We start from the raw sequence: 24,224 nt of genomic DNA on the forward strand, positions 1-24,224 counted from the left end.
TCGTCAAGCCTCCTGCCATGAACTCCGATCTGTACTCCGCGGACGTTCCGGAAGAGGCGCTCCGCACGCCCGTGCGGCGCCAACCCAGGCGGCAGAATGGAAGCTGCGGCTATTTCGCCGAGATGAACGAATCCGTCGCCACGATCAGCGCGACGTCGCGTAGCGACGCCTGACCCCCGAGCAACACCCGTCAAAGCGGGCGGGCCGCTGTCCGGGCGGCCCGCCCTGCTCCCGGCAACCGGCGGAAGGACCACGCGATGAGCGCGACACAGCATCGGGACGGATACTCCTAGCACGCGCGAGTGCCACGTTGAAGGACGATCCGGTGCACCGCCCTGGCCGGCCGGCCCGCCCGCCCGAACGACAGGCGTTCATCCGCGCGGGTTACCGCCGTTGCAGGCCGGCCACCGGCTGCTGCGCCGTCCTACCGCCGATCAGCACCGCGACGACCACGGCCGCCAGCAGATCATGGCCAGCAAAGCGGCAGCGGGTCCGAAGCGAGGACCGCACGGGCACTGCGTAACCCCTGTGGCCGTTCATCTGCGATGGGCCAGGCAACAACGATGCACGTTCAGATGAGGCGGGTGATCCAGTTGCGGATCAGCTGCAGGGATTGCGTCTCGTCGAGTGCCAGCCGTGACAGGTCAGCGAAGAGCTGTTCGCATCGTTGGACGTCGTCTTTCTTGGCCTGGAAGATGGCACCGAGTGGACCGTCGATGTGGACGACGTCATCCATGGTCGCCTCACCGAACCTCAGCACGGAGAATGCCCCGCCGAGAGCGATGCCGGGGGCCGCGGTAAACGGCAGGATCTGGACGGTCACGTTGAATAGGGCCGCCAGCCGCGCCGTCTGCTCGAGTTGGGCGCGCATGATGTCGGGACCACCGACGTGACGATGCAATGCGCTTTCGTCCACGATCGCGTGTAGCCGCAGCGGATCCTGATGATGCAGGACTCCTTGGCGGGCCAGCCGGAAGGCCACCTGGCGCCGGATCTCATCAGGGCCGTATCCAGAACCCGACCGGAAGAGGGCTTCCGCGTACGCGGCGGTCTGCAGCAGGGCGGGGAAGACTGTCGGTTCGAAAGTCGTCGCGGTGACCGCGGCGGCTTCCAAGCCGGCGTAGGTCGACATGGCCGGCCCGAAGCCGTACTGCTGCCACCAGCCGTCCTCTCGACTTTGCCGGGCCATGACAAGTAGCTGTTCGGTGAGGTCATCGTCGAGTTCGTACAGGTGGCACAACGCCTTGACGTACATGACTGTCGGCTGGCGTTTCGCCGTTTCGATGCGGCTGACCTGAGACGGGTTGATCTCCAACGCTTCGGCGGCCTGCGTCACCGTCAGCCCCTTCGCCTCCCGATGTATACGGAGGAGCGCCCCCAGCTGCAGACGGAGCACCGTAGGACTTTTCGGGCGGGTCATCGGCAACTCCGTACGTAGGCGTGCTTTCGCGTCGAAGGGGTGGTGCGCAACCGACGTATGGCAAGGCTATGTTGGCAACTCGGTTTTGGCAATTGCCAAACGGACATGGCTCGGCAACGGGAGTGCCCCCGGGCTCGGTCTGCTCGGGCGAAGGTGAGCAGCCAAGGCGATCAGTCAGCAGCCGCTGTTCCGAGATGGCTATTTGCAGCTGTCGGCCGATCCCCACCACGCCATCGCGCTCGCCGACAGCTGCACTATTAGAACGTATGTTCTAACATGCTGGCATGGCTGAGCGTGTCGAACACTGGTTCAACCGCCGCTACGGCAGGGCTCGCCGTGACGTTTATCTGCTCCGGACACCGACCGACTGGCAAGTCCTAGGCCGCGAAGGCGGTTCTGAGGGCCGTGAAGTCGCCCACTACTTCGACGACGAAGCCGACGCCCGCACCATGGTCCAAGCCATGCTCGACAGCGTCGAACCGCAGCTGTCGAACTGGGCGCTGATATCGCAGCCCTCACCCCGGTGACATTCGTCGTCGAACCACACGGGTGTAAGTCACGCGACCACTGATCAAGCCTCTGAGCTGCTATTACAGTCGCCTCTGTGAGGATTCTCGGGGCGATGGGCACACCTGACGGCAAGTGGCGGGTCGAGGTGGTCAGGGTCGGCCGCGAGCAGCAGTACCGGGTGTTCCGCGACGGTGAACTGCTGCCGTATCGCGGCGCGATGGGCACCGTCGAACGGCTCCTCCACGAAGACGGGTACACCATGGCCGACCTGATCGAAGTCGCAGACCCGGCCACGGCCGGCGCCTCCTGACCCTGCTGTGCGCACCCACGATGTCTTGTCCGGCCAGTTCGGTCAGCTCGCTCGCTGGCGGATCTGCAAACCAGCAAGACCGTGAGTTCTGGCGAGCCATTCGCAACCCGACGATCACGAACCTTCGAAGGCCTCCGCTGCGTCACGCCGATCACCGGCACAGCCCGCTACCTGCGCGAACCCTGCCCGGGCAACACGAGATCAGCACCACGAGGCGATGCTTGAGAAAGCCGCGCGCTTGTTCGGCGGAGCCTCAGGTAGCCTAGTGGCGCGGCGGGCCGCTAGCTCAATGGCAGAGCTGTGGACTTTTAATCCATAGGTTCGGGGTTCGAGTCCCCGGCGGCCCACAAGAAATGCGGTCCTACCTGCGGTTATTGGCCGATGTCTATTTTATTGGTGCCGATGTCGCCTGTGCTGCTGTGCCGTTCTTCGGCGCCGCTCATGTCTCGTTCGCAGTCTGTGGTGTCGGCGGCTGGTGTGCTCGGGGCTGGCGGGCGGTTGCGGGTACAACGCCCGCCAGCGCGACCAAGATTACGAGTGCCGCTTCCGGTGCACCGCGTACACCCCTGGCAGGCTCCCGATTGCTCCCAACCTCAGGGAGTTCGGCCAGGGGCGAGCGGCTAGAGCGGTGATCAGCTGATGTTGCCGGTGTTGCCCGCTTCATCAGCTTGAGAGGCACTTTGCGGGTCAGGCCGCCTGGTGCCGGCGGCGGGGGATAAGGGCTGCTGCGGCCTCAGCTTTTTCACGTTCGCTCTTGAGCTCGACGATGACGCTTGTGTACGTGTTGCTGGTGACGGTGATCGTGGAGTGCCCGAGCAGTTCCTTGACGTCGGTGAGGTCAGCGCCGGAGGCCTTCAGGAATGTGGCGGCGCAGTGTCGAAGGTCGTGCAGGCGGATCGGGGCGAGACCCGCGTCGCGTACGAGCCGGTCGAACGCCTTGGTGACGGCGTCCGGGTGCCACTTGTCGCCGTTGGGTTGAACGAAGAAGAACCCGGTGTCTGGCCAGTTGGGGCCGCAGGCCAGCCTCCAGCGAGCGCGGCGGGCGAGGTGGGCGCGCCAGGCCGCAACGGTGAAGCTGTCCAGGGCGATGGTTCGCTTGCCGGATTCGGATTTGACCTTCTTGTCGACCGGTTCGTATCCGACAGTGGTGCGCTGCAGATCGATTGTTGCGAGGGCATCGTCGAGATCGACGGTGTGGTCGCGCAGGCCGAGCGCTTCGCCGCGGCGCATCCCGCGGTGCATGATGCCGGCGAACACCGGATAGAGGGCGATGTCGTGCGCTTCGGCGTAGTCGAGGAACTCCCCGGCTTGATCGGGGGTCCACACCATCACGGGGCTGGGTTTTTCCCCGGTCTCGCGCCACCGGTCTACGGCCTTTTTCGTCCATATTCGGGGTTTGTGCTGGGTGGCGGGCGGTAGTTCGACGTGGGCGGCCGGGTTGAAGTCGATGAGGCGGTTGTTGTTGCGGCTGATCGCGTCGTTGAGTGCTTTGCGCAGGGTGGCGCGGATGCGTTGCATGGTGGTGGGGCCGGTGGCACGCATCCCGCGGACAGCGGTGCGGGTCGGCGGGTCGGGGCTTTGCCGGGCGATCTCGATGGCGGTGTTGCGGTCGGTGATCGCGGTGAACATCGCCGCGATGTGTTCGACCCGCAGCTTTACCAGCGGAACGGTGCCTAGGTGCGGGACGAGGTGCACGCGGATGTGGCAGTCGTAGGCGCGCTTGGTGCCTGGTGCGATGCTGCGTCGGGATTCGAGCCACTGCAGTAGGTATTCGCCGACGGTCATGTCGACGGTGGCCGGCAATCCGGCATTGACTCGTTTCGCGATGGTGTCCCGATCTGGCAGGGGGCCTCCGGGGCGCACCTGCTGGAGCAGGTCGGCGATCTCGGTCGCGAGGGCGGTGTCGTCGCCGGCGAGTGCCAGCAGGGCGATGGCCTTGTTGCAGTCCTCGGCCGCCTGTTCGCGGGTGTCGAAGGTGGTACGGCGCAGCTGTCGTCGCCCGCCGCCGGCTCGGCGCGGTAGTTCGAGTTGGTATCCCCACTTCCCGTGGTGGGAGTTCCAGGCCCCGCCGATGCGGCGCAGCTGTGGACAGCTCTTGCCAAGTTTCTTGCCGCTGGCGTCGCGGCAGGTGCAGATCTTGTGGAGAGATCCTTCCATCATGGTGGTGTGGCTCCTCGGGGTCATGGGGCAGCCGGTGGCTGCGGATTTCCTACGGGTGATCGACGCGTGGTTCGCGGAACGGGTCAAGTCGCCGCAAGGGCGGGTCGGGCGGTTGCTCGTCGTCGGCGGGCAGGTGCAGTGCCTGCAGAATCGCCGCGACCGGTACGCGGTAGCGGCTGCCGAAGCGCAGCACGGGGACCGGGAACCGGTTCTGTTTGGCGAGGTCGTAGGCGACGGCGCGGGATAGTCCGAAGATCCGTGCCGCGGTGGCGATGTCGGTGACCAGGCCGAGGGCACGGACCCGGTCCGCGGTCCACGCCGTGTCGTCGGTGGGTTGCTCGTGGCGGTGAGGTTGTGGGTGGTTGTCGGGTGTCATGGGTCGGTGGTCCCCTTTCAAGGACGTGAGGTGATGCGAGCAATCCGGCCGTAGGTGTGGCGAGGGCGAAGGCCGGTTTTGTGGACGCGAGGCAACGTCGCGGTCAGAGCCGCGCGGTGTGGCGCGGGCGGCGCGGCCGTGACGAAACGTTCAGCAGGAGAAACGGATCTTCCTCCGGGCGGCCCAGCAGTGGTTTGGCCGCACCGCCCGGAGATGACGTGACCGGTCCACGGCCGCTGGTGTTCGTGGCCGTCCATACGAGTCCGGAGCGCGGCCGGCCCGGAGCGGCGAGCCCCCGATGGCCCGTGCTCTTTCGCCCGTGGAATGGGCGCGAGCACGGGCTGCCGGTTCTTGATCGGTCAGGCAGGCTGCCACCGGCGTGGGCAGAGCAGGATCCGCAGCGCGGCGGCTGCCTGTTGCGGGACCACGCCGTTGCCGAGGACCCGCAGCGCCGCGGTGCGGGGCAGCTCGAGACCGGTGACCCAGGACTCGTCGAGGCCCATGAGCCATTCGACGAAGGCCGGGGCCAGCACCGGTCTGCCGTGTTTGCCTGGCTGCGTCGGGTCCGGCACCGGTCGGCCCAGCAGTCTTTCCCACCGGGCGATCGCCTGAGCGTAGGCGCCCCACCGCTGCTCGTCGGGTTCGCCGAGGGCGGCGACCGCGGTGATCAGATCGGCGCCGCCGTCGCCGTGTACGCAGATGCCGTGCCCGTCGCTGGCCCTGGGTGTGGGGAGCATCCGTACCTGTGCGGCGGCGGACGGGAGGGTCAGATCGCCGTGGCTGCCGCGCTGCCCCGGACATCCCTTCTCCCCGTCGGTGGCACGCGGGGTCGGCAGTAGTCGGGCGGTGTCGGTCAGGGTGTGACCGGCGTGCCCGGTCGCTGAGGTGCTGCGGCCGGCGGTGGCGTTGGCAGAGCTGCGGCTGTCGGCTGCGGTCGGTGTCGGCAGCAGCCTGTTGCGTGTACCGCCCGGCTCGATCAGATCCGGTAATCCGTATGGGTAGCCGGGTCCTTTGCCGTCACGGGCGCAGGGTGTCGGCAGCACTCGCGCCGAGGGTGGTGTCGAAGTCGGGGCGGGCGGCCAGCAGGAACAGCCGGTCGCGGCGGTGGGCGGCGCCGACGTCGCCGGCGCGTAGGCATATCCACCTTGTGTCGTACCCGATCGCGGCCAGGTCACGGTGGACGACGTCGAAGCCGCGCCGGAGGAGCGCGGAAACGTTCTCCACGAAGACCAGCGGGGGTAGTAGCGCGCGAACGGCGTCGGCGACAGCGGCCCAGAGGCCCGAGTGCGGGCCGGTGATACCGGCCCGCCGGCCCGCGTCGCTGATGTCCTGACACGGGAATCCGGCGGTGACGATGTCGACCGGCTCGACCTGGTCCCATGTGACGGTGCGGATGTCGCCGAGGTTGGCGACATCCGGCCACCGCGCGGCGAGGACTGTCCGGGCGTGTGGGTCGGTTTCGGCGTACCAGGCGAGCTGGGCGCCGAGGACGGTTTCGACGGCGAGGTCGAGGCCGCCGAATCCGGAGCAGAGGGATCCGATCCGGAGCTGGTGGACGGGCCGGGCTGCGGGAGGCTCAATCACGCACCTCCCGTAGCGCGGCGTGTTCGCAGACACCGGTTGCCTTCTGCGCGAACGTGCCGGCCGGCACACGCACGGTCGGGATCGCAGTCGGTGCGACCTGCTGTTTCAGGTGCCGCGTACGGCAGTACACGGCGCCTGGCCGGCCGCCGGCATCGGAGAGGACCGCGGCGCCGAGTCTGCGGATCCGGCTGACGACGGCCGGCCGCAGCGCCGAGCTCTGGATGCCGGCGCCACGGTTGTGGTCGGTGGCGATGGGTTCGATCATGCCGTCACCCCACGTCCGACTTTTGGAACACGAGGACGTCCTCGTGTGCGATCAGGTGCATCGGCGTTCCCGCGGTCCGTGCCTTACGGACCGCCTGCAGCTGGAAGAAGCTGGGCCGCGCGACGAGACCGCCGTCGCGGACGGCCGCGAGCAGGGCCACGCATCGGTCCACCGGGGTGAGCCCCGCGCGTACCCCGGCGCCGATCACCGCGGACGGCAGATCGACCAGCTGGCCGTTCTTGCGCCACGGCCGGGCGGTCACGGCCACGAACCCGCCCGGGCACAGCAGCACCTTGCAGCCGGCGAGGATCTGCGCGAACCCGTCGGCCAGGCCGGTCAGGTCGCGGTAGGCGAGGTTCCCGCGGTCGGTGCCGTCGTTGTAGGTGTTGTCGGACTTGCGGACCCCGTTCTCGCCCGGATCGACCAGGCCGTGCACGGTCGGCCCGTACGGCGGCGAGGTCACGACGAGGGCGACCTGCCCGGTCAGTGCGGCCGGGACCAGCGACAGGATGTTCGTCGAGTCGCCCCGGATGACTCCGGCGCGGCCGGTCGCGCCCTGGGCGTGGGCGTGCTTGATGTTGGCGTCGGCGATGTCGGACCAGCGGGACTCGTATTCCACGCCGAACGCGTCGCGGCCGGCGTGGACGGCCTCGACCAGGGTGGTGCCGATCCCGCACATCGGGTCCAGGACCAGGTCGCCGGGCTGGGTGTAGTGCGCGATGGCGTGCGCGGCGATCGCCGGCAGCATCCTCGCGGGGTGTTTGACCGACTCGGCCACGTACCGGCCTTTGCGCTGTACCGGCCCGGTCGATTGCGCGGTCGCCCACACGCTGAGCCCGTCCGGCTCATCGGCGCGATGGCGGCCACCGCCGTCGGCCCGGTGGCGCCCGCGTCGCTGCGGCTCGGTGCTGGTGTCGGTGCGGGAGGTGGTCTTGCGCGGCTCAGCCACGGAGCCCTCCGCCCTGCCGCTGCGTGTCGCCACGCTTGCCGCGTGCGGATGCGGGCTGTTGGATCTGGCTGAACACGAGCAGGTCGGCGTGCACGCGCATGTGTTGGGCCTGCCAGCCGTCGGTGGCGCCGGTAAGCGCGAGCAGTTCCTCGTCGGTGCTCAGGTGGTAGATGAAGGCGTCGCCGTCGGTGTCGGCGGCGACCGCGACGATGTGCTGCAGGTAGCCGAGCCGGACCCCGGCAGCGGCCTGCACCACGTGGGTGAAGTCCTCCGGGACCGGCGGGATGCCGGCCGGGACGGCGACGACGAGGATGAGGCAGCCGCCGGGGCGCAGCAGGTGCGCGCAGGCGGTCAGCAGCCAGGCGAGGCGGACCCGGTTGCCGGCTTCGCCGTTCTCGTCGAGGGGCCAGCGGGCGACCACCAGGCTGGTGACGCCGTGCAGCGACCCGTCGGCGGGCATGTCGACCGGCGTGCCGATCGACTGGAGGTCGGGGTCAGTGAGGTCGTCACCGAACCAGACGGACACCTCCGGCGGATCGACGTCGTCGGGCTCGCCGTCGGCGAGCCCGAGCGGGACGTTGTCGTCGGGCAGCGGGCTGGCCGGGCCGATGATCATGCTGGCGGCGTCGGTGAACCAGGCCGGGTGGTGCTCGCGGCCGCCGACCGTGCAGGCGTGCGCGAGGGTGTGCCCGTCGGTGAGGTCGACGACGATCTCACCGGGGCGCGAGTAGGCGGCGATCAGCCGGGCCGCGAGGCGGGTGCCGATGCAACGGCCGGCGTCGGCCTCGGTCCGGGCGGTGCGCCAGACGGTGATCGGGGTCGGCGGGTCGCCGGCGACCAGGTCGGTCTGGGCCCCGTCGCGCGGGGCGGGGTCGGTGGAGTCGGATTTCTCGGAGTGGTGCTGCGGCGTGTGCTCGCTCATGAAGTGTCGGCTCCGCGCCGCGCCGTGATGCGCTGACTCCCTCACAACGGGGTTTGTGCGCCGTGGCGAACACTTCTCGATCTGTCAGCGGTCCAACAGGGTTTCCGGCACGGGGCCTTGTCGGAAACCTGTGAGACCCACCCGCTGCGCACGTAGGGGCATCTGTCGTGCTGTCAGACGGTGAAGAGAAGTCCGCCGCCGGTTCGTGACGTCCCCGGCGACCGCTGTCAGATTCGGGTCGGACGGTTCGGTGGGTCGCCCGCTACCTGCGTGAGAGTCCTGGTCACCGCAGGTTTGCCGGAACGATGTCAGACCCTCCCGGCGTACGGCGTCGGTGCTGTCGGAAACGCCGTGGTCGCCGGCGCAAGGGCTCTGACCTGCACTGTCGGTGCCTTGTCGGACGCCCGTGGCCCAATCGACGGCACACCACAGCGCGGCGCTCTCGATGGGTGCCGCCGCCGGTTCGCCGCCATTGATCATGGGAGTTCGTGGATGACCGCCACCGCTTGGCCCGACTCGCCGCTGGATGCCGTGAAGGCCGCTTTCGCCGCTCTGACCAGCGGGCCCCAGCCGCTGATGCTGGACCTGGATGCGCTACGGGAGGGCACCGACCTGCCAGAGGGCCGGATCACCGTCCTCGCGCTGGACCGCTGGCTGCTCAGGCACCCGCGCTCGTACTCGGCTCGGGATGCGGTATGGCGGGAACTGATCCGCCGCGCCCGCCTCGACGGCCCGGCGTGGGTGATCGCCGCGACAGCCCTCGCGCTGCCCGCCTTGCGCCGCTACGCCGGCCAGCTCGCGCGCGGCTGGGCGCACGACAGCTACGACCTCGACGCGGAGATCCTCACCGGGTTCCTGTCCGCGTTGCGTGACCGGGTCGACCTCGTCCGGCCGGCCCCGTACGCCGCGCTGTGCAAAGCAGCGTGGCGTGCCGGGCACGAGCTGCGCGAGCGCGACGGCGCCGAAGCCATTCCGCTGCCCGAGGAGATCCTCGAGCACGTGACCGGCCCGCGCACCCCCCGGCGGCCCTGGGGCCACCCCGACCTGCTGGTCGCTCGTGCGGTGCAGCTCGGCATCGTGGACGCCGACGATGAGCAGCCCTACATCGACCTTCGGCTGGGCCGCCGGGCGATCGAGCCGATCGCTGCCAGCCTCGGCATCGAGGTGGACACGTTGCGTCGCCGCGTCGAGCGCATCGATGCCCGCATCGCCGAGGCGGTCAGCGACGGCACCCTCACCGAGGCGACCTCGCCGCAACTGCGTGAGGAATGGACGCGGCGGGCGCAGCAACGCCAGCGCATCCGCGCCGGCCGCCGGACTCCTGCCGCGGCGACGCAGCTGCTCGTCGCCTGAGCCGAACACCTGCTCCTCTTGCGGGCCCGACACCACGGTGTCGGGCCCGCTGCCGCACGTGCCGAACCACGGGTGCGCGGCTGACGGAATCGGTGACCCCGTTCGCCGGCCTGGCCCCTTCTCCCGCCGACACGCCGCGCCGGCCGGTCGCGTCCCGGCTCGTTCGCCCGCGCCGAAGACGTCCGGCCGTCCGCCGTTCTCGCACCGAGCAGGGCAGACGGCGACCGTCCACTCGCGATGGCGGTGGTGCTCGCGCCGCGCACTCGGACGTCAAGCCCTGCGGTCTTGCAGGGATCTGACACGACTCTGACAGCGAGCCGCGCCATCGGGGTCTGGCCGCCTCTTTCAGCCGTGCCAAGCCCGCAACGATCGCTTCGCGAGGGCGGCGAACCTGGCTTTGACCTGCACTGTCAGATCCGATCTCGCGCTGTCGGACCGGTGTCAGACCGGGGAGTGTTCGCCACAGCCGACAAACGCCGGTGTGGGGGTGCGGAACCGCTGAGACGCCGAATAGACGGCGCCGAATCCAGCGGTATCCGCTCGCTGCCGGGCTCATGAATAGGGCCGACGCGAGCCGAGGTGCCTCGGGTGCCGCGCGCTTTGATGCGCTGACACCACATCGAACGCCGAACCCGAATGGGAGGACGAGCTCCTCCCGAGGCCCGCACGCGTCGACATCACCTCCTACCTCTGCTGCCCGGTGGCGGTTCCCGCATCCGCTGTTTCGAGCATCGCCGCGCACCACGCCGACAGGCGCGGTGCGCGGCGGGAGGTGAACCCCGCCATGTCCCGCATCGAGCGGGCACGTCAGCGTGCCCACAACACTCGCCGTCTCCTGCTCCCGCTTTACCGCTGCCTGCGGCACGTCGTCGCGCCTGTCGCCGCGGTCGTGCTGGTCGTTCTCACCCCCGCCGCTGCGTATGCCGACCCTGGCACCATCGTTCTGGCGGCGAAAACCCTGCCGCAGGTCATCGCCGGTCTGCAGGCGTGGATCATGGGGATCCTCTTCTCGGTCGCCACGCTCTTCCTCGTCCTGGCCGGGGTGTACCGGGCGACCGCCGGAGGTGATACGGCCCAGGTCGACAAAGCCAAGTTTGCTCTGAATAACGCTCTGTTCGGTTACGGCCTGGCGGTGCTCGCGCCGATCTTGTTGCAGGTCGTCAAGGGCATCGTCGGGGGCTGATCATGGGTTGGATGCTCGACGGTGTCCTGGACTGGTTCGCCGACAAGCTGGTCGACGCCCTCGATGGACTGTTCGACCTGATGACCAAGGTCTTCTTGATCACCCCGAACGTCACCGCACTGCCGCAGGTCCAGGCCTTGACGGGCCGTGCCGTCGGGATCGTCGACACGGTCTTCGTGCTGGTGTTCCTGGCCATCGGTGTGTTGACGATGGTCTCCGGCGCAGACGAGCGGTCGCGCTACACCGTCAAGGACCTGATTCCCCGTAGCGTGGTCGGCTTCATCGCCGCGCACTTCTCGCAACTGATCGCCGGTCAGATGATCGAGCTTGCCAACGCGCTGACCAGGGCGCTGACCGAGCCGGACCTCGACCACGCCCGCGCGGTCCGGGCGATGCAGGAGCACATCGAGAGCTCCGGCGAGACCGGCGGTGTCCTGTTCCTGGTCTGCGTGGCGATCATCCTGTTCCTACTCGCGGCTACCTGCTGCTCCACGCTGGTCCGATTCGCGGTCGCGCTGGTGCTCGCCGCGGGAGCGCCGATCGCTCTGGCCTGCCACGCACTGCCGCAGACCGACCCGGTCGCCCGGCTGTGGTGGCGTTCGCTCGCCGGCGTTCTCGCGATCCCGATCCTGCAAGGGTTCGTCCTGTTCGCCGCACAGTGGATGCTGCTCGACCCGGATGCCATGCTTCCGGCGCTCGGCCTGCCGGCCGAGCCGGGCAGCATCCTGAACCTTCTCGTGGTGATGGTCCTGTTGTGGACCTGTGTGAAGATCCCCGGCTTGGTAGGGCGCTTCGCCACCGAGAGCCGTAACAACAACGTCATGGGCGCGGTGGTCCGGGTCGTGACCGTGACCCGGCTGCTGCCCGGTGTCGGCGGCGGCCGATGACCGAGCGCCGCGACACCGACGGGCGGGCTCGGATGCCCGCCGACGTGGACGCCCCGGACAAGGTCGCCTACGGTCTCACCTTCCGGCAGTTGGCGATCCTCGCCGTCGCCGCCGTCCTCTTCTACGGGGCCTGGCAGGGACTGCAGGACCTGGTGCCGATGCCGCTGCTGCTCGGCGCCGCCGTCGTCGGCGGCGGCCTTGTCTTCGGCCTGGCCGTCGGCCGCCGCGACGGCCTGAGCCTGGACGTGTGGCTGATCGCCGCCGTCCGGCATTCCCGGATGCCCCGGGCGCTTTCGACGACCGACACCACCGCGAAGGTCCCGGACTGGGTCGAGGCCCCGACGGCGCGGGTGATGCTGCCCGCGCCTTTGAAACTGCCGGCGGACGCGATCAGCGACGACGGCGAGATCAACCTCGGCACCGGCCGGGCGGCGATGGTCGCGGCCACCACAGTCAACCTCGCTCTGCGCACCGGCGACGAGCAGGCCGCGCTGGTCGACACGTTCGGCCGGTGGCTGAACAGCCTGTCGACGGCGACACAGATCGTCGTGTCCGCGCAGCCGGTCGACCTGCGCTCGCACGCCCGCACGCTCGCGGCTGCCGCCGACCAGCTGCCACACCCGGCCCTGGCCGAGGCTGCCGCCGACCACGCGACGTTCCTCGACGACCTCGCGACGCGCCGCGATCCGCTGCGCCGGCAGGTCCTCATCGTCGCCCGCACCAGCCGCGGGGAGCGCGGCGAGCACGCCGCGCGTCGCCGCGCGGACGGCACCGTCCGCGCGCTGTCCGGCCTCGGTGTCACGACCCGGGCGCTGGACGGGCACGCCGCGACCGCGGCCCTCGCGGCGGCAGCGGACCCGTACCGGCCGCCGCGCCCCGGCGGTCTCGCCGCGCCGGACACCGTCATCACCGGCCCCGGCCCGGCCCTCTCCAGGAGACGATCGTGAAGACACGCACCCGTAAACCTCACCAGGACGCGCCCCGCAGCGGCGCGTCGTCCGCATTGGCCGCCACGACCGCGCCGGCCTCCGTCGAGGTCACCCCACGGCACCTGCGCGTCGGGGATGGTTACGCCGCGACCCTGGTGGTCACGGGCTACCCGGCCGAGGTCGGCCCGGCCTGGCTCGAACCTCTGCTGTCCTGGCCGGGCCGGCTCGATCTGGCCCTGCACATCGACCCGATCCCCGTCCCGACCGCCGCGGCCCGGCTGCGGACCCAGCGGGCCCGGTTCGAGTCGTCGCGGCGCTCCGACGCGGTCAAAGGCAAACTGTCCGACCCGTACGTGGAGGCCGCCGCCGACGACGCCGCCGATCTGGCCGACCGACTCGCCCGAGGCGCGGCGAAACTGTTCCGCGTCGGCCTGTATCTGACCGTGCATGCGCGCACCGAGCCGGAACTGCTGGATGCGTGCGCGCAGGTGAAAGCCGCCGCGGCGTCCACGCTGATCGAGGTCCAGCCGGCGACGTGGCGGCACCTGCCCGGCTGGACCACCACCCTGCCGCTGGCCACGGACAGCCTGCAGATGCGCCGGACCATGGACACCCAGGCCCTGGCCGCCGCGTTCCCGCTCGCCAGTGCCGATCTACCGGCGCCGCTACCCGGCGACCCGGCCGAGACCGGCGGCGTGCTGTACGGCATCAACCCCGACTCCCAGGGCATCGTCTGGTGGGACCGCTGGAGCCAGGAGAACTACAACTCGATCGTCCTGGCCCGCTCCGGCGCCGGGAAGTCGTACTTCGTCAAACTCGACATCCTGCGCCAGCTCTACCAGCGGGTCCAGGTCGCCGTCATCGACCCCGAAGACGAGTACCTGCGCCTGGCCGACGCGGTCGGCGGCACCATCGTGCGTCTCGGCGGCACCGGCGTGAAGATCAACCCGTTCGACCTGCCGGTCGGGGACACCCGCCCGGACGTGCTCACCCGCCGCGGGTTGTTCCTGCACACCCTGATCGCGGTGTTGCTGGCCGAGGTACCGCCGCCGGCCGAACGTGCTGCTCTGGACCGGGCCATCCTCGCGGTGTACCGGCAGGCGGGGATCACCGCCGACCCGGCCACCCACCACCGGCCCGCCCCGCTGCTGCGCGACCTCGCCACGGTGCTGGACAACGACGCCGATCCGGCCGCCGCGCAGCTCGCGGCCCGGCTCGCGCCGTGGGTGCACGGCTCGTTCGCCGGGCTGTTCGACGCACCGACCACCACCCGCCCGGACGGGCACCTGGTCGTCTGGAGCTTGCGGCAGCTGCCCGACGAGTTACGCACCGTCGGCACCCTGCTCGCCCTCGACGCGATCTGGCGCAGCGTCGACGCCCCCGGCCCGGCCGGGATCGGTGTCCGCCGGCTCGTGGTGGTCGACGAGGCGTGGCTGCTCATGCGCGACGGCGAGGGCGCGAAGTTCTTGTTCAAGATGAGCAAGGCCGGCCGCAAACGCAACGCCGGCCTGAGCGTGGTGACCCAGGACGTCGCGGATGTGCTGAGCACCGACCTCGGGCAGGCAGTGGTGGCCAACGCCGTCACACAGATCCTGCTCAAGCAGGCGCCGCAGGCCATCGATCAGGTCGCGGACGCGTTCGGGTTGACCGCCGGCGAGCGTCGGATGCTGTTGTCCGCCCGGGTCGGGCACGGGCTGTTGATCTGCGGTGCGAACCGGACCGGGTTCGAGGCGATCTCCTCGCGCGCCGAGCACGCCCTGGCCACGACCAAGCCGTCGGATCTGGCCGGCCTCGGCGACGAGGAGGTCGAACTGTGACAGCCCCGGCGCCCCGCTTGCTTCTGTCGCCTTCTCCGGCGCCCGGTCCTGACACACCGGGCGCCGGTTTAGTTTCCGCCCCCGACGCGCCGGCGCAGTGGATCCTGCACGCGCTCGGCTGGGTCGCCGGGCGGCCGTGGCTGCTGGCCGTCGCCGCCGGCCTGCTGGTGGCCTATGTCGCCGCCGGCAACCTGCTCGCCGGGTGGCGGCACCGGCGCCACGCCGAGGGCGCGCGCCTGGTGACGGTGGCGCCGCCGCCGGAGGTCGACGCGCACCACGCGGCCGCGGTGTGGGCGAACCTGCACGGCGCCCTCACCCCGTCGCGGCGACGACGGCTGATCTACGGCAGCCCGCACCTGGTGTGGCAGTACACCTGGACCGGCCGCCGACTGCTGATCAGCGTGTGGGTGCCCGGCACCGTCGCGCAGGGGGCGGTCGAGGCCGCGATCCGGGCGGCCTGGCCGGGCGCGGCCTGCACGACAGGCGTGGCCGGGCCGCCGATCCCGCTGCGGGCGCAGATGGGTACCGGCGGGCATCTGCTGCCGCAGGCCGCGGAATGGTTGCCGTTGCAGACCGACCACGACAACGATCCGCTGCGCGCTTTGATATCGGCCGGGTCGCAGCTCAAGAACGACGAGTACGCCTGTGTGCAGATCCTGGCCCGGCCGGCCTCACCCCGGCGGGCGGCGCGGGCCCGGCGGGCCGCCGGTCGGCTGCGCGACGGCAAGTCCGCGCTGCCGACGGTCAATCCGGCGGCGCCGCTGCTGTGGGTTCTCGACGTGTTCCTGCCCGGCAGCGCCCCGACCGGCCGGTCCACGACGAGCAGCACGCGGCGCGATCCGGGTGTCGAGCGCGACGTCCGGGCGATCCTCGACAAGACCGTCCACACCCTGTGGACGATCGGGGTCCGCTACGTCGTCGCCAAAGACAGCACCCGCGGCGGCGCCCACGCCCAGGACCGGCTGCGCGGCATCGCCGACACGATCGCCTCCGCGTACGCCGTCTACGCCGCCCGTAACCGGCTGGCCCACCGCACCCGGATGCGGCAGCCGGTCGCGGTCGCCGCGGCCCGGCGGCTCGGCGCCGGCTTCCTGGCCTCCACCCCGGAGCTCGCGGTCCTGGCGGCATTGCCGCAGGATCTGGCCGTTGCGGGCCTGGACCGGGCCCGCGCCAAATCGATGCCGGCCCCGGTCGCGATCCCCACCGGCGGACGCGGCACGAAGATCCTCGGCGACGCCGAGGTCGGCGGTCACCCGGTCGCCCTGGCCGTCTCCGACGCCCGCTACCAGACGCACGTGGTCGGCTCGACCGGCTCCGGCAAGACGACGTTGCTGGTGAACATGGCGGTCGACGACATCCTCGCCGGCCGGGGCACCGTGGTCATCGACCCGCACGGCGACCTGGTCCTGGACATCCTCGACCGGCTCCCGGCGAGAGTCGCCGACCGGGTAGTGATCTTCGACCCGGACCAGCCCAACCCGCCCACGATCAACCCCCTCGAAGGCGACGACCCGGACCTGGTCGTCGACAACCTGGTGTCGATCTTCGGCAACATCTTCGCCAAGGCGTGGGGGCCGCGGATGGACGACGTCATGCGCGTCTCGTGCCTGACGCTGCTGCGGCACGCGAACGTGACCTTGCAGCACATCCCGACCCTGCTCAACTCGGCGCAGTTCCGATCGGCGATGACCGTCGGCCTCGACGATCCCGCCGGCTTGAGCGGCTTCTGGCAGTGGTACGACACGCTGAACCCGGCCCTGCGTTCGCAGGTCATCGGACCGGTCCTGGCCCGGCTGCGCGCGTTTCTGCTCCGGGACTTCGTGAAAAGGACGATGCGCTACCCGAAGTCCAGTTTCGACATGGGCAAGGTCCTCGACGGCGGCGCGCTGCTGGTCCGGATCCCGAAAGGCCAGCTGGGGGAGGACACCAGCAAACTGCTCGGCTCGCTGATCCTGGCCCAGGTCTGGCAGGCCGCCACCGCCCGCGCCGCCATCGAACCCGACCGGCGCCGCGACTGCAGCGTGATCATCGACGAAGCGCAGAACTTCCTCACCCTCGCCTCGTCGCTGGACACGATGCTGGCCGAGGCCCGCAAATACCGGATGGCCCTGACCTTGGCGCACCAGGACCTGGCCCAGTTCCCGAAGGACCTGCTCGCAGCGGCCAGCGCCAACGCGAGAAACAAGATCTATTTCTCGGTGGCGCCGGAGGACGCCCGGGTCCTGGCCCGGCACACCCTGCCGGAGCTCGACGAGCACGATCTCGCGCACCTGGACGCATACACCGCCGTCGCGCGACTCGTGGTGGCCGGCCGGCAGACCGCGGCGTTCACCTTCAGAACGAGACCACCGAAACCGGTCATCGGGGAGACGACCGCGATCCGTCAGGCCGCCGCCGCGCGGGTCCCGGCGCAGGACACCAGCGCGATCGACGAACTTGTCGAGCAGCTCTCCGCACCTGCGGACCGCAACAGCCGGAGCGGGCGCAACAACGGAGACAAGCCGAACCGCTGACACCTCGAAGGCCGGCGACACACATCGACCTCGATGGTCCGGCAGAGTCCGAAAGTCTGTCAGCGCAGGTGGCAGGGCTTCGTCAGCTCTTCCCCATGGGCTTCACCCGCCCTTCACCACTGATCGTCCGCCGCGCTGACAGATCCGCCGGACGGTCGCCGTTTCCCCTGCACACCGCCGATCCCCGGCTCCGGCGGCCGGTTCGGCGACTGCGACACCCCTCCAACGGAGGGACAACCTCTTCGCCCTGAAGGAGCACTCGCGTGTCCGCGAACCACAAACCCGTTTCCGAACCTCAGCCCCGTCAGTCCTTTTCGTCTTCCTCTCTTCGTCAGTCCTCGTCCGCCCGTCTGCAGCGTCTGGATCTGCTCCGCCGCCTGACCGTCCGTGATCACCTGCTGCTGGCCTGGCTCGCCGAGCACTACGTCCTGACCACCGACCAGATCACGGCAGCGTTCTTCCCCGCCCGCCGTGCCGCGCTGCTGCGCCTGGCCAAGCTGCACCAGATGCAGGCCGTCAGCCGGTTCGTCGACGTCACCACCGGCAGCCGGCAGTACCTGTACACGCTCGGCCCGCTGGGCGCGATGGTCCGCAGAACCCAGTACAACGACCCGGCCGACGCCGGCGCGCGGGCGCCGCGGACCAGCATCGAACGCACCGAGAACATCATCGGCAGCCGCCGCCTCGATCACCTGCTCGGCACCAACCACCTGTTCGTCGACCTGCACGCCTACGCCCGCACCGACGGCACCGCCCGGCTGGCGCGCTGGTGGTCGGAGCAGCACGCCACCGCCGTCTTCGCCCGCGCCGGGATCCGCCCCGACGGGCACGGCGTCTGGATGGCCGGCGGGCATGAGGTCGGGTTCTTCCTCGAACACGACCGGGGCACCGAGAAGCTCGGCACGGTACTGCGGAAACTACGCAACTACGAGCAGCTCGCCGCCTACGGCCCCCGCTACCCCGTGCTGCTGCGGGTGCCCGGCCGCCGCCGCGAACAGCACCTGCTCCAGGCCCTCGGCGGGGTTCGCCTGGCCATGCCGGTCGCCACCGGCATCCACAACGAGCACCCCGCCGGCCCGGCCTGGACCCTGACCGACCAGCCCGGCCCGCGCCGCTGGCTACACGAGCTGCCCAGCGATCATGGCCCGGACAACCCGGCCACCAACCCGCACCGCTTCCCGGACGACCTCGACGAACAGTGCCCAGCAGCCGATCCGTCAGAAAGCGGAGTCTGACAGCACCAACACCCCACAACCGCCGCAGGTCTCGTCGATCTGACAGAGCAGGTCAACGCCACTTCTGGCGATCATGACAGCGGCTGGGCCTGACAGACCCGCACGCTACCTTTCCCGGCAACACCTTCCTTATATAGCTCCACCCTGGTCCGGTCCCGCCTTCGGGAACCACCGCCGCACCACCTCGGTGCCCAGCACCCACCGCCCTCTTGGAGGCCGGTCGGCGCCCGCGCCGCGCGGCGACCCCCAAGTCGCACCGCACCACACCTGCACCACCCACCCCCGTTTCTGTGAACCGACCCATGCACCCCGTGGGCCGGTCACTTCCGCGCGCCCATTTCCCGCGCGCTCCCTTGAGGAGGCTCTTTCATGAACGCTTCCACCGCCGCCCGTAACGGACAGCGCGTCCCGAACCCGCCGCCCCAGCAGGGCACCAAGCCCAGCAACAACGGGCACCAGCCGCCGGCCAAGCCGACCGCGACCATCACGACGATGATCGTGTGCCTGCCCGACGGGCTCTCGCGCGAGCCGCTCACGGCTCACCAGCTCGACCGGCACTTCGGTGTCTCCGGGACGCTGCAGCCGCGGTTCTGGTCGAAGTCTGACCTGTACCTCTGGCAATGGCGTCGCCTGATCGGCCGCAGCAAAGCCGCGAAGAACCAGCCTGTCTGGTGCGCGGGCGGACCCGCCCGGCTGCTGGACCTGACCGGCATGCGGCAAGGCGCCGGCATGGGTGCAGGCATCCGCCACCAGCTGTGGCAGCAGGCCGTACAAGGCACGAAGCCCGCCCAGCCGTGGGTGCACTTCCACACCCGGCACGTCACCGAGCCGGACAAGTACAGCTACGAGCAGGCCGCCGCCGACTTCTGGCAGCAGCCGCGGGTCACCGCGATGCGGGTGCACAACGCCGCCAACATCGGCACCCCGCTCGCAGTCGACGAGCTGGAAATGCTGCAGGCCGGACCCCTGGCCTACCAGCACCACAGCGCGATGACCGCAATCTGCGGCGACGCATTGCTCACCGCCGAAGGACGCCAGCTGGCCCCGGCCAGCGACGCCTTCAACGACCGGGTGACCTACCTCGAGCAAGCAATCCGGTGCCTCGACACCATCGCGGACACCGACCAGCGGCTCATCGCGGTCTCCCTCTGACACCACCTACGGAACCGGTCCGGACACCTGCCGCGCAGCACCCTGAACCCAAGGGACCAGCGAGCAGCCCGGACCGGCTCCACCCCCCACTCCCCGCTGACGCCATCCGGCCCGCAGCCACGCCGACGCCGCAACGGCGCACAGGCTCCACAACCCCACCCGCCGTCACCGAACCCCGCGCCGCCATCTGACTCCCGCGCACCCGCCCACCTTGGCGGACGAGTCACCCATCGCCGCCCCGTGCGCTCCACTCGGCGCTTGCGCCGAGCGCTCCGGGCCGGGGCGTCACACAGTGCCCGGCCGGCGACACGGCCGCTGTTTGCCTCTTCCACCACCTTCACCAAGAAAGGCATCGCCATGCCCCGTATCTGGTTCCGCCTCGAAGACGTCCTTCCGCTGGCCGAGCACGCTCTGCACTGCTTCGACCACATGCCCGCCCACGACATCCCCGGCACCGGCCCGGCCAGTCCCGGCCTGATCTGGACCAGCAGCGGCTCGCTGGACCTGCTGACCTCGACCGGCCTGCCCGCCTGGCACACCGGCAACGGCACCCCGCACGCCGCCGTGGCGCACTCGTGGTGTGACGCCGCCGGCCGGTACTACACCGCCGCAAGCAACGGCTACACCACCGCCTACCTGCCCCTGACCAGCGAATTCGGTTCTCCCGGCCCGATCATGCACCTGCTCAGGACCTGCCGGTCCGCCGGGCGGGGCTGGGTCGCCGTCGACATCGATCCGGCGGATCAGCATCACGTCGGCCCCTACCAGGTGCATGTGGTGTCCGACCGCGACGACCTCGTCCCGGCCGGTACGAGCTGGTCCCAGGCTCAGGTGACCTGCTCGCAGGTCGCCGGGCGCGGCTACTGGGCGCTGGTCGCCGACGGCTACACCAGCAACAGCGGCGCTCTGATTCCCCGCTTCACCGCCGACACACTCCGCCGGATCACCACCGATCTGGACACCCCCGACGCCGCCACGAACGCCGCACCGCCCGCGCCCGGGCTGGCTGCGCTGGGCTGGGAAGGCGACATCCTGACCGTCTACCGACACGACCCCGGCCACACCACCCGCTACCGGGTGACCGATCACTTGAGCCCCGACGGCGACGGCCGCTACCCGCTCGGCGCCTACCTGTGGCCCTGGCGCCAGACCACCGGCCGGACGGGAAGTGCCGGTCGTGGGTGCTGACACCTTCACCCACTACCAGGCCGGAGCCGATGCCGAGACGGCGTTTGTGCAGGCCCGGAAGGAAGCCCTGCACCAGCACGGCCACGGCGGATACTCCGGCACCCTCGCCGAGAAGGACACCTTCCTGGTCATCACCGATCAGCCGATGAGCGCACAGGCTGCCAAGGCGCTGGCCGGCGAGCTCATCGAGCGGAATGACCCGCGTATCGAGGACAAGCGGGGACCGGCCGGCGCGATCGCCTCAAGATCGCAACCCGCGTCCTGATCGTGCGGGACCTACCACGGCCGAACAACGATCCCGACCTCGACGGCGCGACCCTCGACACCGTCATCGACGTGTGCCGCCAGCGGCAGCTGCTCGCCGACGACGAGACAGTCGCCGAAGCCGCGTGGCAGGCCCCGACCGGTCGCGGCAACCCTGCCGTCGGCACCGCCCGGCTGACAGTGCAACTCGATCCCGCCACGCTCGCCACCCGGACTGCACCGGACGGCTGGCTGTTCTTCGGATGGGCCAGCAGCTAGAACGCTGCCGCCGCCCGCACCCGCACACCCGAGGCCAGCCGACCGCTGACAACCCGACGCGTCGGCGCGCCCTGCCTCACCGCTCCCTAGACCTGCACGACCCGGCCGCTGCCCGGCCTCCCCGCGCACCCCTCCGCACTTCCGGGCACGGCCGATTGGCCGTGCCCGGGCTCCCCCTGTTCACGACGAAAGGGAACCCATCATGGCTATCCGAATCCAGCGCACCGTCGTCGACGACATCGACGGCACCGACAGCAAGGTCGCCACGTACCGGTTCGCGCTGGAAGGCATCGAGTACGAGATCGACCTGTCCGACCCGAACATCGACGAGCTCCGGGCGGTACTGCGCCCGTACACCACCGCCGGACGCCGGCTGCCGAAGACCAGGACCAAGACCGGCAGTGCCGCCCGCACCGCGCCCGGCACGAAGAGCAGCCCCGTCCGGCAATGGTGGTACGCCCACCAGGGCGAGCGTGATCTGCCACCGTTCAACCCGCGCGGCAGCATCCCGCACCAGGTGATCGCCGCCAAGCGTGACGCCGACCAGCCGTAGCCCCCGCAGGTCACGGGCGCCGCAAACCGACACCGCCGGGCCATGCCCATATCTGATCTTGCCCTTCGATGCCCGACCTCGACGTGTGCAGGACTTTCCCCTGTTGCGGGCGCGGCCCGGCATCGAATCCCGAATCCGACTTGAACACCCGCGCCGACGAAGCGTGGATCAGTGCACCTCACTGAGCAGAGAGGAACAAAAGATGACCGACGAACCCTGCGCCCCGCCACCGGCGAACAGCGCCTTCGCCGTCCTGGCCGCGATCGCCGACCTCGGCGCCGCCACCCCCGCCGCGATCGCCAAGAAGGTAGGGATCGGCTACTCCACCGTCAACCCGAAGCTGCGCGCCTGGGAGGACGCGGGACTCGCCGAACGGTTCCAGCACAACAGCCAGACCCTGTGGAGACTGACCGACGCAGGGAACGCCAGCACCGCTACCAGACGCCCGCACGACGCAACCCTTTCACCCGACCCGGGCACCGTTGTGCCACCGGCAGTCGCGACACCGTCCGGCACTCCCGCCGCGGACGACAGCGATCTGCAAACCCCCATGTCCCCTGCGCTCGCCCCTGACACTGCCGCGCCGCCGGAATCCGCCGAAGCGACAGAACCGGAACCGGTGGCTGTACCTGCCAACCCCTCGTCTGCGCGCGACACCACCGACGCCCCTGTGCAGAGCCCAACTGCCGCAGCCCAGCGGCCCGGAGCCGGCGATCCGGACGCCGAGCCCGCCAGTTCTGGCCGGCGACTACGAGGCTCCCTGCGCGAAGCCGTTCTCACCGTCCTCAAAGCCAACCCCAGCCGCGGCTACACCGTCACCGAGCTGCGCAAACTGATCGACCGCGGCAAGGAGGACGGCGCGAAAGCGGCCAGCGCCGGAGCGGTCGCCAACGCCGCCCACAAGCTCGTCGAACTGGGTCAGGCCGTCCTGCTGACCGAACGGCCCGCCACCTTCGGCCTGGCCCCGGCCGCCTGACATGCCCCTCCGGTAGCCCGGAGGCAGGCGTCGAACTTCCCGGAACCACGCCCGCCCCCGGTGCTCCTTACACGACAAGGAGCCCTAGAAGTGTCTCCCATCCTGACCTGGATCGTCACCGCCGTCGGCGGTGTGCTGGCCGGCTTCGCCTGTGCCGGAACCGTCCTGTGGCGCCAGCAGCAGACCGTGGCCCGCTGGCGGTACCTGGCCCACCACGACGACACCACCGGCCTGCCCAACCGGCGTGCCCTGCTCGCCGCCCTGCGCCGCGCGCTGTACAACGGCGATCCCGTCGGCCTGGTCCTGCTGGACCTGGACAAATTCAAGGCGATCAACGACACGTACGGCCACGAGGACGGCAACGAGATTCTCACCGCGGTCGGCAACCGACTGTCCGCCCTGATCGAGCCGGTCCGGCTGGCCGCCCGGCTCTCCGGCGACGAGTACGCCCTGCTCGTGACCGGCGGCGCCGAGCAGACCGCGTCCGCCGCCAGCGCGGCGTGGCGGGCGGTCATGCGTGACCCGTTCTCGGTCCGCGACGTCTACCTGCGTGTCTCGGCCAGCGTCGGACACGTCACCGCCGGACAGGGCGCCACTCCGGCGGACCTGCTGCGTGCCGCCGACATGGCCATGTACGAGGCGAAACAGGCCGCCACCGGTATCCGCGCCGCCGCCACCCAGAACCCCGGCCCGGTAGGGCTGCGCTACCGCGACCTGCCCCGCAACTAGCAGCGCCTCGCCGCGATCGGCCACACCCTCGCGCCCGCCCGCCCGGCCGTACCGGCTGAGGCGGGCCCGGTGGCGCACCCCGCTTTCGCCCAGCACCAACCTGCCCTTGCGAGATCCGGCCCTCATCGGCCGAGACACGGAGACAGACCAGCATGAGCACCCACGCCTACATCGGCATCCGCCACCCTGAACAGTCCGACCTGGTCCAGCTGCGCTACATCCACACCGACGGCTACCCGGCCTGGACGATCCACGCGGTCCGCCAGATCTGGGCCACGACCGCAGCGCGAGACACCCGCCGCCTGATCACCCTGCTGCTGACTAATGACTGGGACTGCCTCAACGCGGACACCACCGCAGCCGACAAGCCCTCGTTCATCGGCGGACAGCCGATCCCCGGTGTCGGCACGACCATCGCCGTCACCGACTTCGCCACCGGCCGGCTGCTGCCACCGCATCCGGTCACCGTCGCGGCCCTGACGCAGACCGGCGACCTGGACGCCCAGTGGATCTACCTACTCGATGCCACCGCGGACACGATCGCCACGCACACCGGCGGCGGCGCGCTCGTGGGCACCGAGCCTCTCGCGTCATGAACGGTCACCTCACCGCCGGCCCGCACAAGGCGCAGCAACGAGGTCAGCACGACCGGCCGACGGCAGCACTACGCCGACCCTCGGGCGGTGATCGG

The 24,224-nt window shown here is 70.3% G+C and carries 27 protein-coding genes and 1 tRNA gene; 19 read left to right on the top strand and 9 right to left on the bottom strand.

Going from position 1 to position 24,224, the window contains the following annotated elements:
- Positions 1-17 precede the first annotated feature (17 nt).
- The gene (locus Adu01nite_RS23490) at positions 18-173 is read left to right on the top strand and encodes a hypothetical protein (RefSeq protein ID WP_203729259.1); all 156 of its coding nucleotides are present in this window, start codon (positions 18-20) and stop codon (positions 171-173) included.
- A 211-nt stretch (positions 174-384) separates the two neighbouring features.
- Here the strand turns inward: Adu01nite_RS23490 and Adu01nite_RS48535 are convergent, their stop codons facing one another.
- Positions 385-510 (bottom strand): hypothetical protein, encoded by a 126-nt coding sequence (locus Adu01nite_RS48535; protein ID WP_275414689.1) that lies wholly within the window; start codon positions 508-510, stop codon positions 385-387.
- Positions 511-571: 61 nt separating this feature from the next.
- The gene (locus Adu01nite_RS23495; protein ID WP_275414690.1) at positions 572-1,420 is read right to left on the bottom strand and encodes a helix-turn-helix domain-containing protein; all 849 of its coding nucleotides are present in this window, start codon (positions 1,418-1,420) and stop codon (positions 572-574) included.
- 284 nt (positions 1,421-1,704) lie between these two features.
- Here Adu01nite_RS23495 and Adu01nite_RS23500 point away from each other — a divergent pair, with 284 nt between their 5' ends.
- The 3 genes from Adu01nite_RS23500 to Adu01nite_RS23510 all read left to right on the top strand — a co-directional run bounded on the left by Adu01nite_RS23500 (position 1,705) and on the right by Adu01nite_RS23510 (position 2,587).
- On the top strand, positions 1,705-1,947 hold the full coding sequence (locus Adu01nite_RS23500; RefSeq protein ID WP_203729263.1) for a hypothetical protein: 243 nt from the start codon (positions 1,705-1,707) through the stop codon (positions 1,945-1,947).
- 77 nt (positions 1,948-2,024) lie between these two features.
- Positions 2,025-2,240, top strand: coding sequence for a hypothetical protein (locus Adu01nite_RS23505; protein ID WP_203729265.1), 216 nt, complete (start codon positions 2,025-2,027; stop codon positions 2,238-2,240).
- Positions 2,241-2,515: 275 nt separating this feature from the next.
- Positions 2,516-2,587 (top strand) — tRNA-Lys (locus Adu01nite_RS23510).
- 340 nt (positions 2,588-2,927) lie between these two features.
- Here Adu01nite_RS23510 and Adu01nite_RS23515 read toward each other — a convergent pair.
- The 7 genes from Adu01nite_RS23515 to Adu01nite_RS23545 all read right to left on the bottom strand — a co-directional run bounded on the left by Adu01nite_RS23515 (position 2,928) and on the right by Adu01nite_RS23545 (position 8,496).
- Entirely contained in the window at positions 2,928-4,400 is a 1,473-nt protein-coding gene (locus Adu01nite_RS23515) for a site-specific integrase (RefSeq protein WP_203729267.1), read from the bottom strand.
- A gap of 49 nt (positions 4,401-4,449) precedes the next feature.
- The gene (locus Adu01nite_RS23520) at positions 4,450-4,776 is read right to left on the bottom strand and encodes a helix-turn-helix domain-containing protein (RefSeq protein ID WP_203729268.1); all 327 of its coding nucleotides are present in this window, start codon (positions 4,774-4,776) and stop codon (positions 4,450-4,452) included.
- Between the two features lie 359 nt (positions 4,777-5,135).
- The gene (locus tag Adu01nite_RS23525) at positions 5,136-5,819 is read right to left on the bottom strand and encodes a hypothetical protein (RefSeq protein WP_239132641.1); all 684 of its coding nucleotides are present in this window, start codon (positions 5,817-5,819) and stop codon (positions 5,136-5,138) included.
- Positions 5,794-6,360 carry a DNA cytosine methyltransferase gene (locus tag Adu01nite_RS23530; RefSeq protein WP_239132642.1) on the bottom strand — a complete coding sequence of 189 codons (567 nt, stop codon included), beginning with the start codon at positions 6,358-6,360 and terminating at the stop codon, positions 5,794-5,796. The genes Adu01nite_RS23525 and Adu01nite_RS23530 overlap by 26 nt, the downstream gene beginning before the upstream one ends.
- The gene (locus Adu01nite_RS23535) at positions 6,353-6,625 is read right to left on the bottom strand and encodes a hypothetical protein (protein ID WP_203729270.1); all 273 of its coding nucleotides are present in this window, start codon (positions 6,623-6,625) and stop codon (positions 6,353-6,355) included. Before Adu01nite_RS23535 ends, Adu01nite_RS23530 begins: the two co-directional genes overlap by 8 nt.
- 4 nt (positions 6,626-6,629) lie before the next feature.
- Positions 6,630-7,574: a TRM11 family SAM-dependent methyltransferase gene (locus Adu01nite_RS23540; RefSeq protein ID WP_203729272.1), complete on the bottom strand. Its 945-nt coding sequence runs from the start codon at positions 7,572-7,574 to the stop codon at positions 6,630-6,632.
- A complete protein-coding gene (locus tag Adu01nite_RS23545) occupies positions 7,567-8,496 on the bottom strand; it encodes a hypothetical protein (RefSeq protein ID WP_203729274.1) in 930 nt (309 codons plus the stop codon). The genes Adu01nite_RS23540 and Adu01nite_RS23545 overlap by 8 nt, the downstream gene beginning before the upstream one ends.
- Positions 8,497-8,988: 492 nt before the next feature.
- On the opposite strand from Adu01nite_RS23545, the gene Adu01nite_RS23550 reads away from it, so the two are divergent.
- The 15 genes from Adu01nite_RS23550 (at position 8,989) to Adu01nite_RS23620 (ending at position 24,129) form a co-directional block, all read left to right on the top strand.
- The gene (locus Adu01nite_RS23550) at positions 8,989-9,849 is read left to right on the top strand and encodes a hypothetical protein (RefSeq protein ID WP_203729277.1); all 861 of its coding nucleotides are present in this window, start codon (positions 8,989-8,991) and stop codon (positions 9,847-9,849) included.
- A gap of 784 nt (positions 9,850-10,633) precedes the next feature.
- The gene (locus Adu01nite_RS23555) at positions 10,634-11,032 is read left to right on the top strand and encodes a pilin (protein WP_203729279.1); all 399 of its coding nucleotides are present in this window, start codon (positions 10,634-10,636) and stop codon (positions 11,030-11,032) included.
- 2 nt (positions 11,033-11,034) lie between these two features.
- Entirely contained in the window at positions 11,035-11,919 is an 885-nt protein-coding gene (locus Adu01nite_RS23560; RefSeq protein WP_203729281.1) for a TrbL/VirB6 family protein, read from the top strand.
- Between the two features lie 32 nt (positions 11,920-11,951).
- A complete protein-coding gene (locus Adu01nite_RS23565; RefSeq protein WP_203729678.1) occupies positions 11,952-12,866 on the top strand; it encodes a PrgI family protein in 915 nt (304 codons plus the stop codon).
- The gene (locus Adu01nite_RS23570) at positions 12,863-14,665 is read left to right on the top strand and encodes a VirB4 family type IV secretion system protein (RefSeq protein WP_203729283.1); all 1,803 of its coding nucleotides are present in this window, start codon (positions 12,863-12,865) and stop codon (positions 14,663-14,665) included. Before Adu01nite_RS23565 ends, Adu01nite_RS23570 begins: the two co-directional genes overlap by 4 nt.
- Positions 14,662-17,178: a type IV secretory system conjugative DNA transfer family protein gene (locus Adu01nite_RS23575; protein WP_438871091.1), complete on the top strand. Its 2,517-nt coding sequence runs from the start codon at positions 14,662-14,664 to the stop codon at positions 17,176-17,178. The genes Adu01nite_RS23570 and Adu01nite_RS23575 overlap by 4 nt, the downstream gene beginning before the upstream one ends.
- 350 nt (positions 17,179-17,528) lie before the next feature.
- Positions 17,529-18,413: a replication-relaxation family protein gene (locus Adu01nite_RS23580; protein WP_379138271.1), complete on the top strand. Its 885-nt coding sequence runs from the start codon at positions 17,529-17,531 to the stop codon at positions 18,411-18,413.
- A gap of 369 nt (positions 18,414-18,782) precedes the next feature.
- Positions 18,783-19,565, top strand: a complete 783-nt coding sequence (locus Adu01nite_RS23585) for a hypothetical protein (protein ID WP_239132644.1) — start codon at positions 18,783-18,785, stop codon at positions 19,563-19,565.
- Positions 19,566-19,922: 357 nt separating this feature from the next.
- Positions 19,923-20,753 (top strand): aldo-keto reductase family protein, encoded by an 831-nt coding sequence (locus Adu01nite_RS23590; protein WP_203729286.1) that lies wholly within the window; start codon positions 19,923-19,925, stop codon positions 20,751-20,753.
- Positions 20,743-21,018: a hypothetical protein gene (locus Adu01nite_RS23595; protein WP_203729288.1), complete on the top strand. Its 276-nt coding sequence runs from the start codon at positions 20,743-20,745 to the stop codon at positions 21,016-21,018. The genes Adu01nite_RS23590 and Adu01nite_RS23595 overlap by 11 nt, the downstream gene beginning before the upstream one ends.
- A 2-nt stretch (positions 21,019-21,020) precedes the next feature.
- On the top strand, positions 21,021-21,275 hold the full coding sequence (locus tag Adu01nite_RS23600) for a hypothetical protein (RefSeq protein WP_203729290.1): 255 nt from the start codon (positions 21,021-21,023) through the stop codon (positions 21,273-21,275).
- 202 nt (positions 21,276-21,477) lie between these two features.
- Positions 21,478-21,828 (top strand): histone-like nucleoid-structuring protein Lsr2, encoded by a 351-nt coding sequence (locus Adu01nite_RS23605; RefSeq protein ID WP_203729292.1) that lies wholly within the window; start codon positions 21,478-21,480, stop codon positions 21,826-21,828.
- Positions 21,829-22,030: 202 nt separating this feature from the next.
- On the top strand, positions 22,031-22,804 hold the full coding sequence (locus Adu01nite_RS23610; protein ID WP_203729294.1) for a MarR family transcriptional regulator: 774 nt from the start codon (positions 22,031-22,033) through the stop codon (positions 22,802-22,804).
- A gap of 90 nt (positions 22,805-22,894) precedes the next feature.
- Positions 22,895-23,533, top strand: a complete 639-nt coding sequence (locus tag Adu01nite_RS23615) for a GGDEF domain-containing protein (protein WP_203729295.1) — start codon at positions 22,895-22,897, stop codon at positions 23,531-23,533.
- A 152-nt stretch (positions 23,534-23,685) separates the two neighbouring features.
- Complete coding sequence (locus Adu01nite_RS23620) at positions 23,686-24,129, top strand: hypothetical protein (RefSeq protein WP_203729297.1); 444 nt, start codon at positions 23,686-23,688, stop codon at positions 24,127-24,129.
- The last annotated feature ends 95 nt before the right edge of the window (positions 24,130-24,224 follow it).

It is taken from the genome of Paractinoplanes durhamensis (genome assembly GCF_016862175.1).
Lineage (GTDB): Bacteria > Actinomycetota > Actinomycetes > Mycobacteriales > Micromonosporaceae > Actinoplanes > Actinoplanes durhamensis.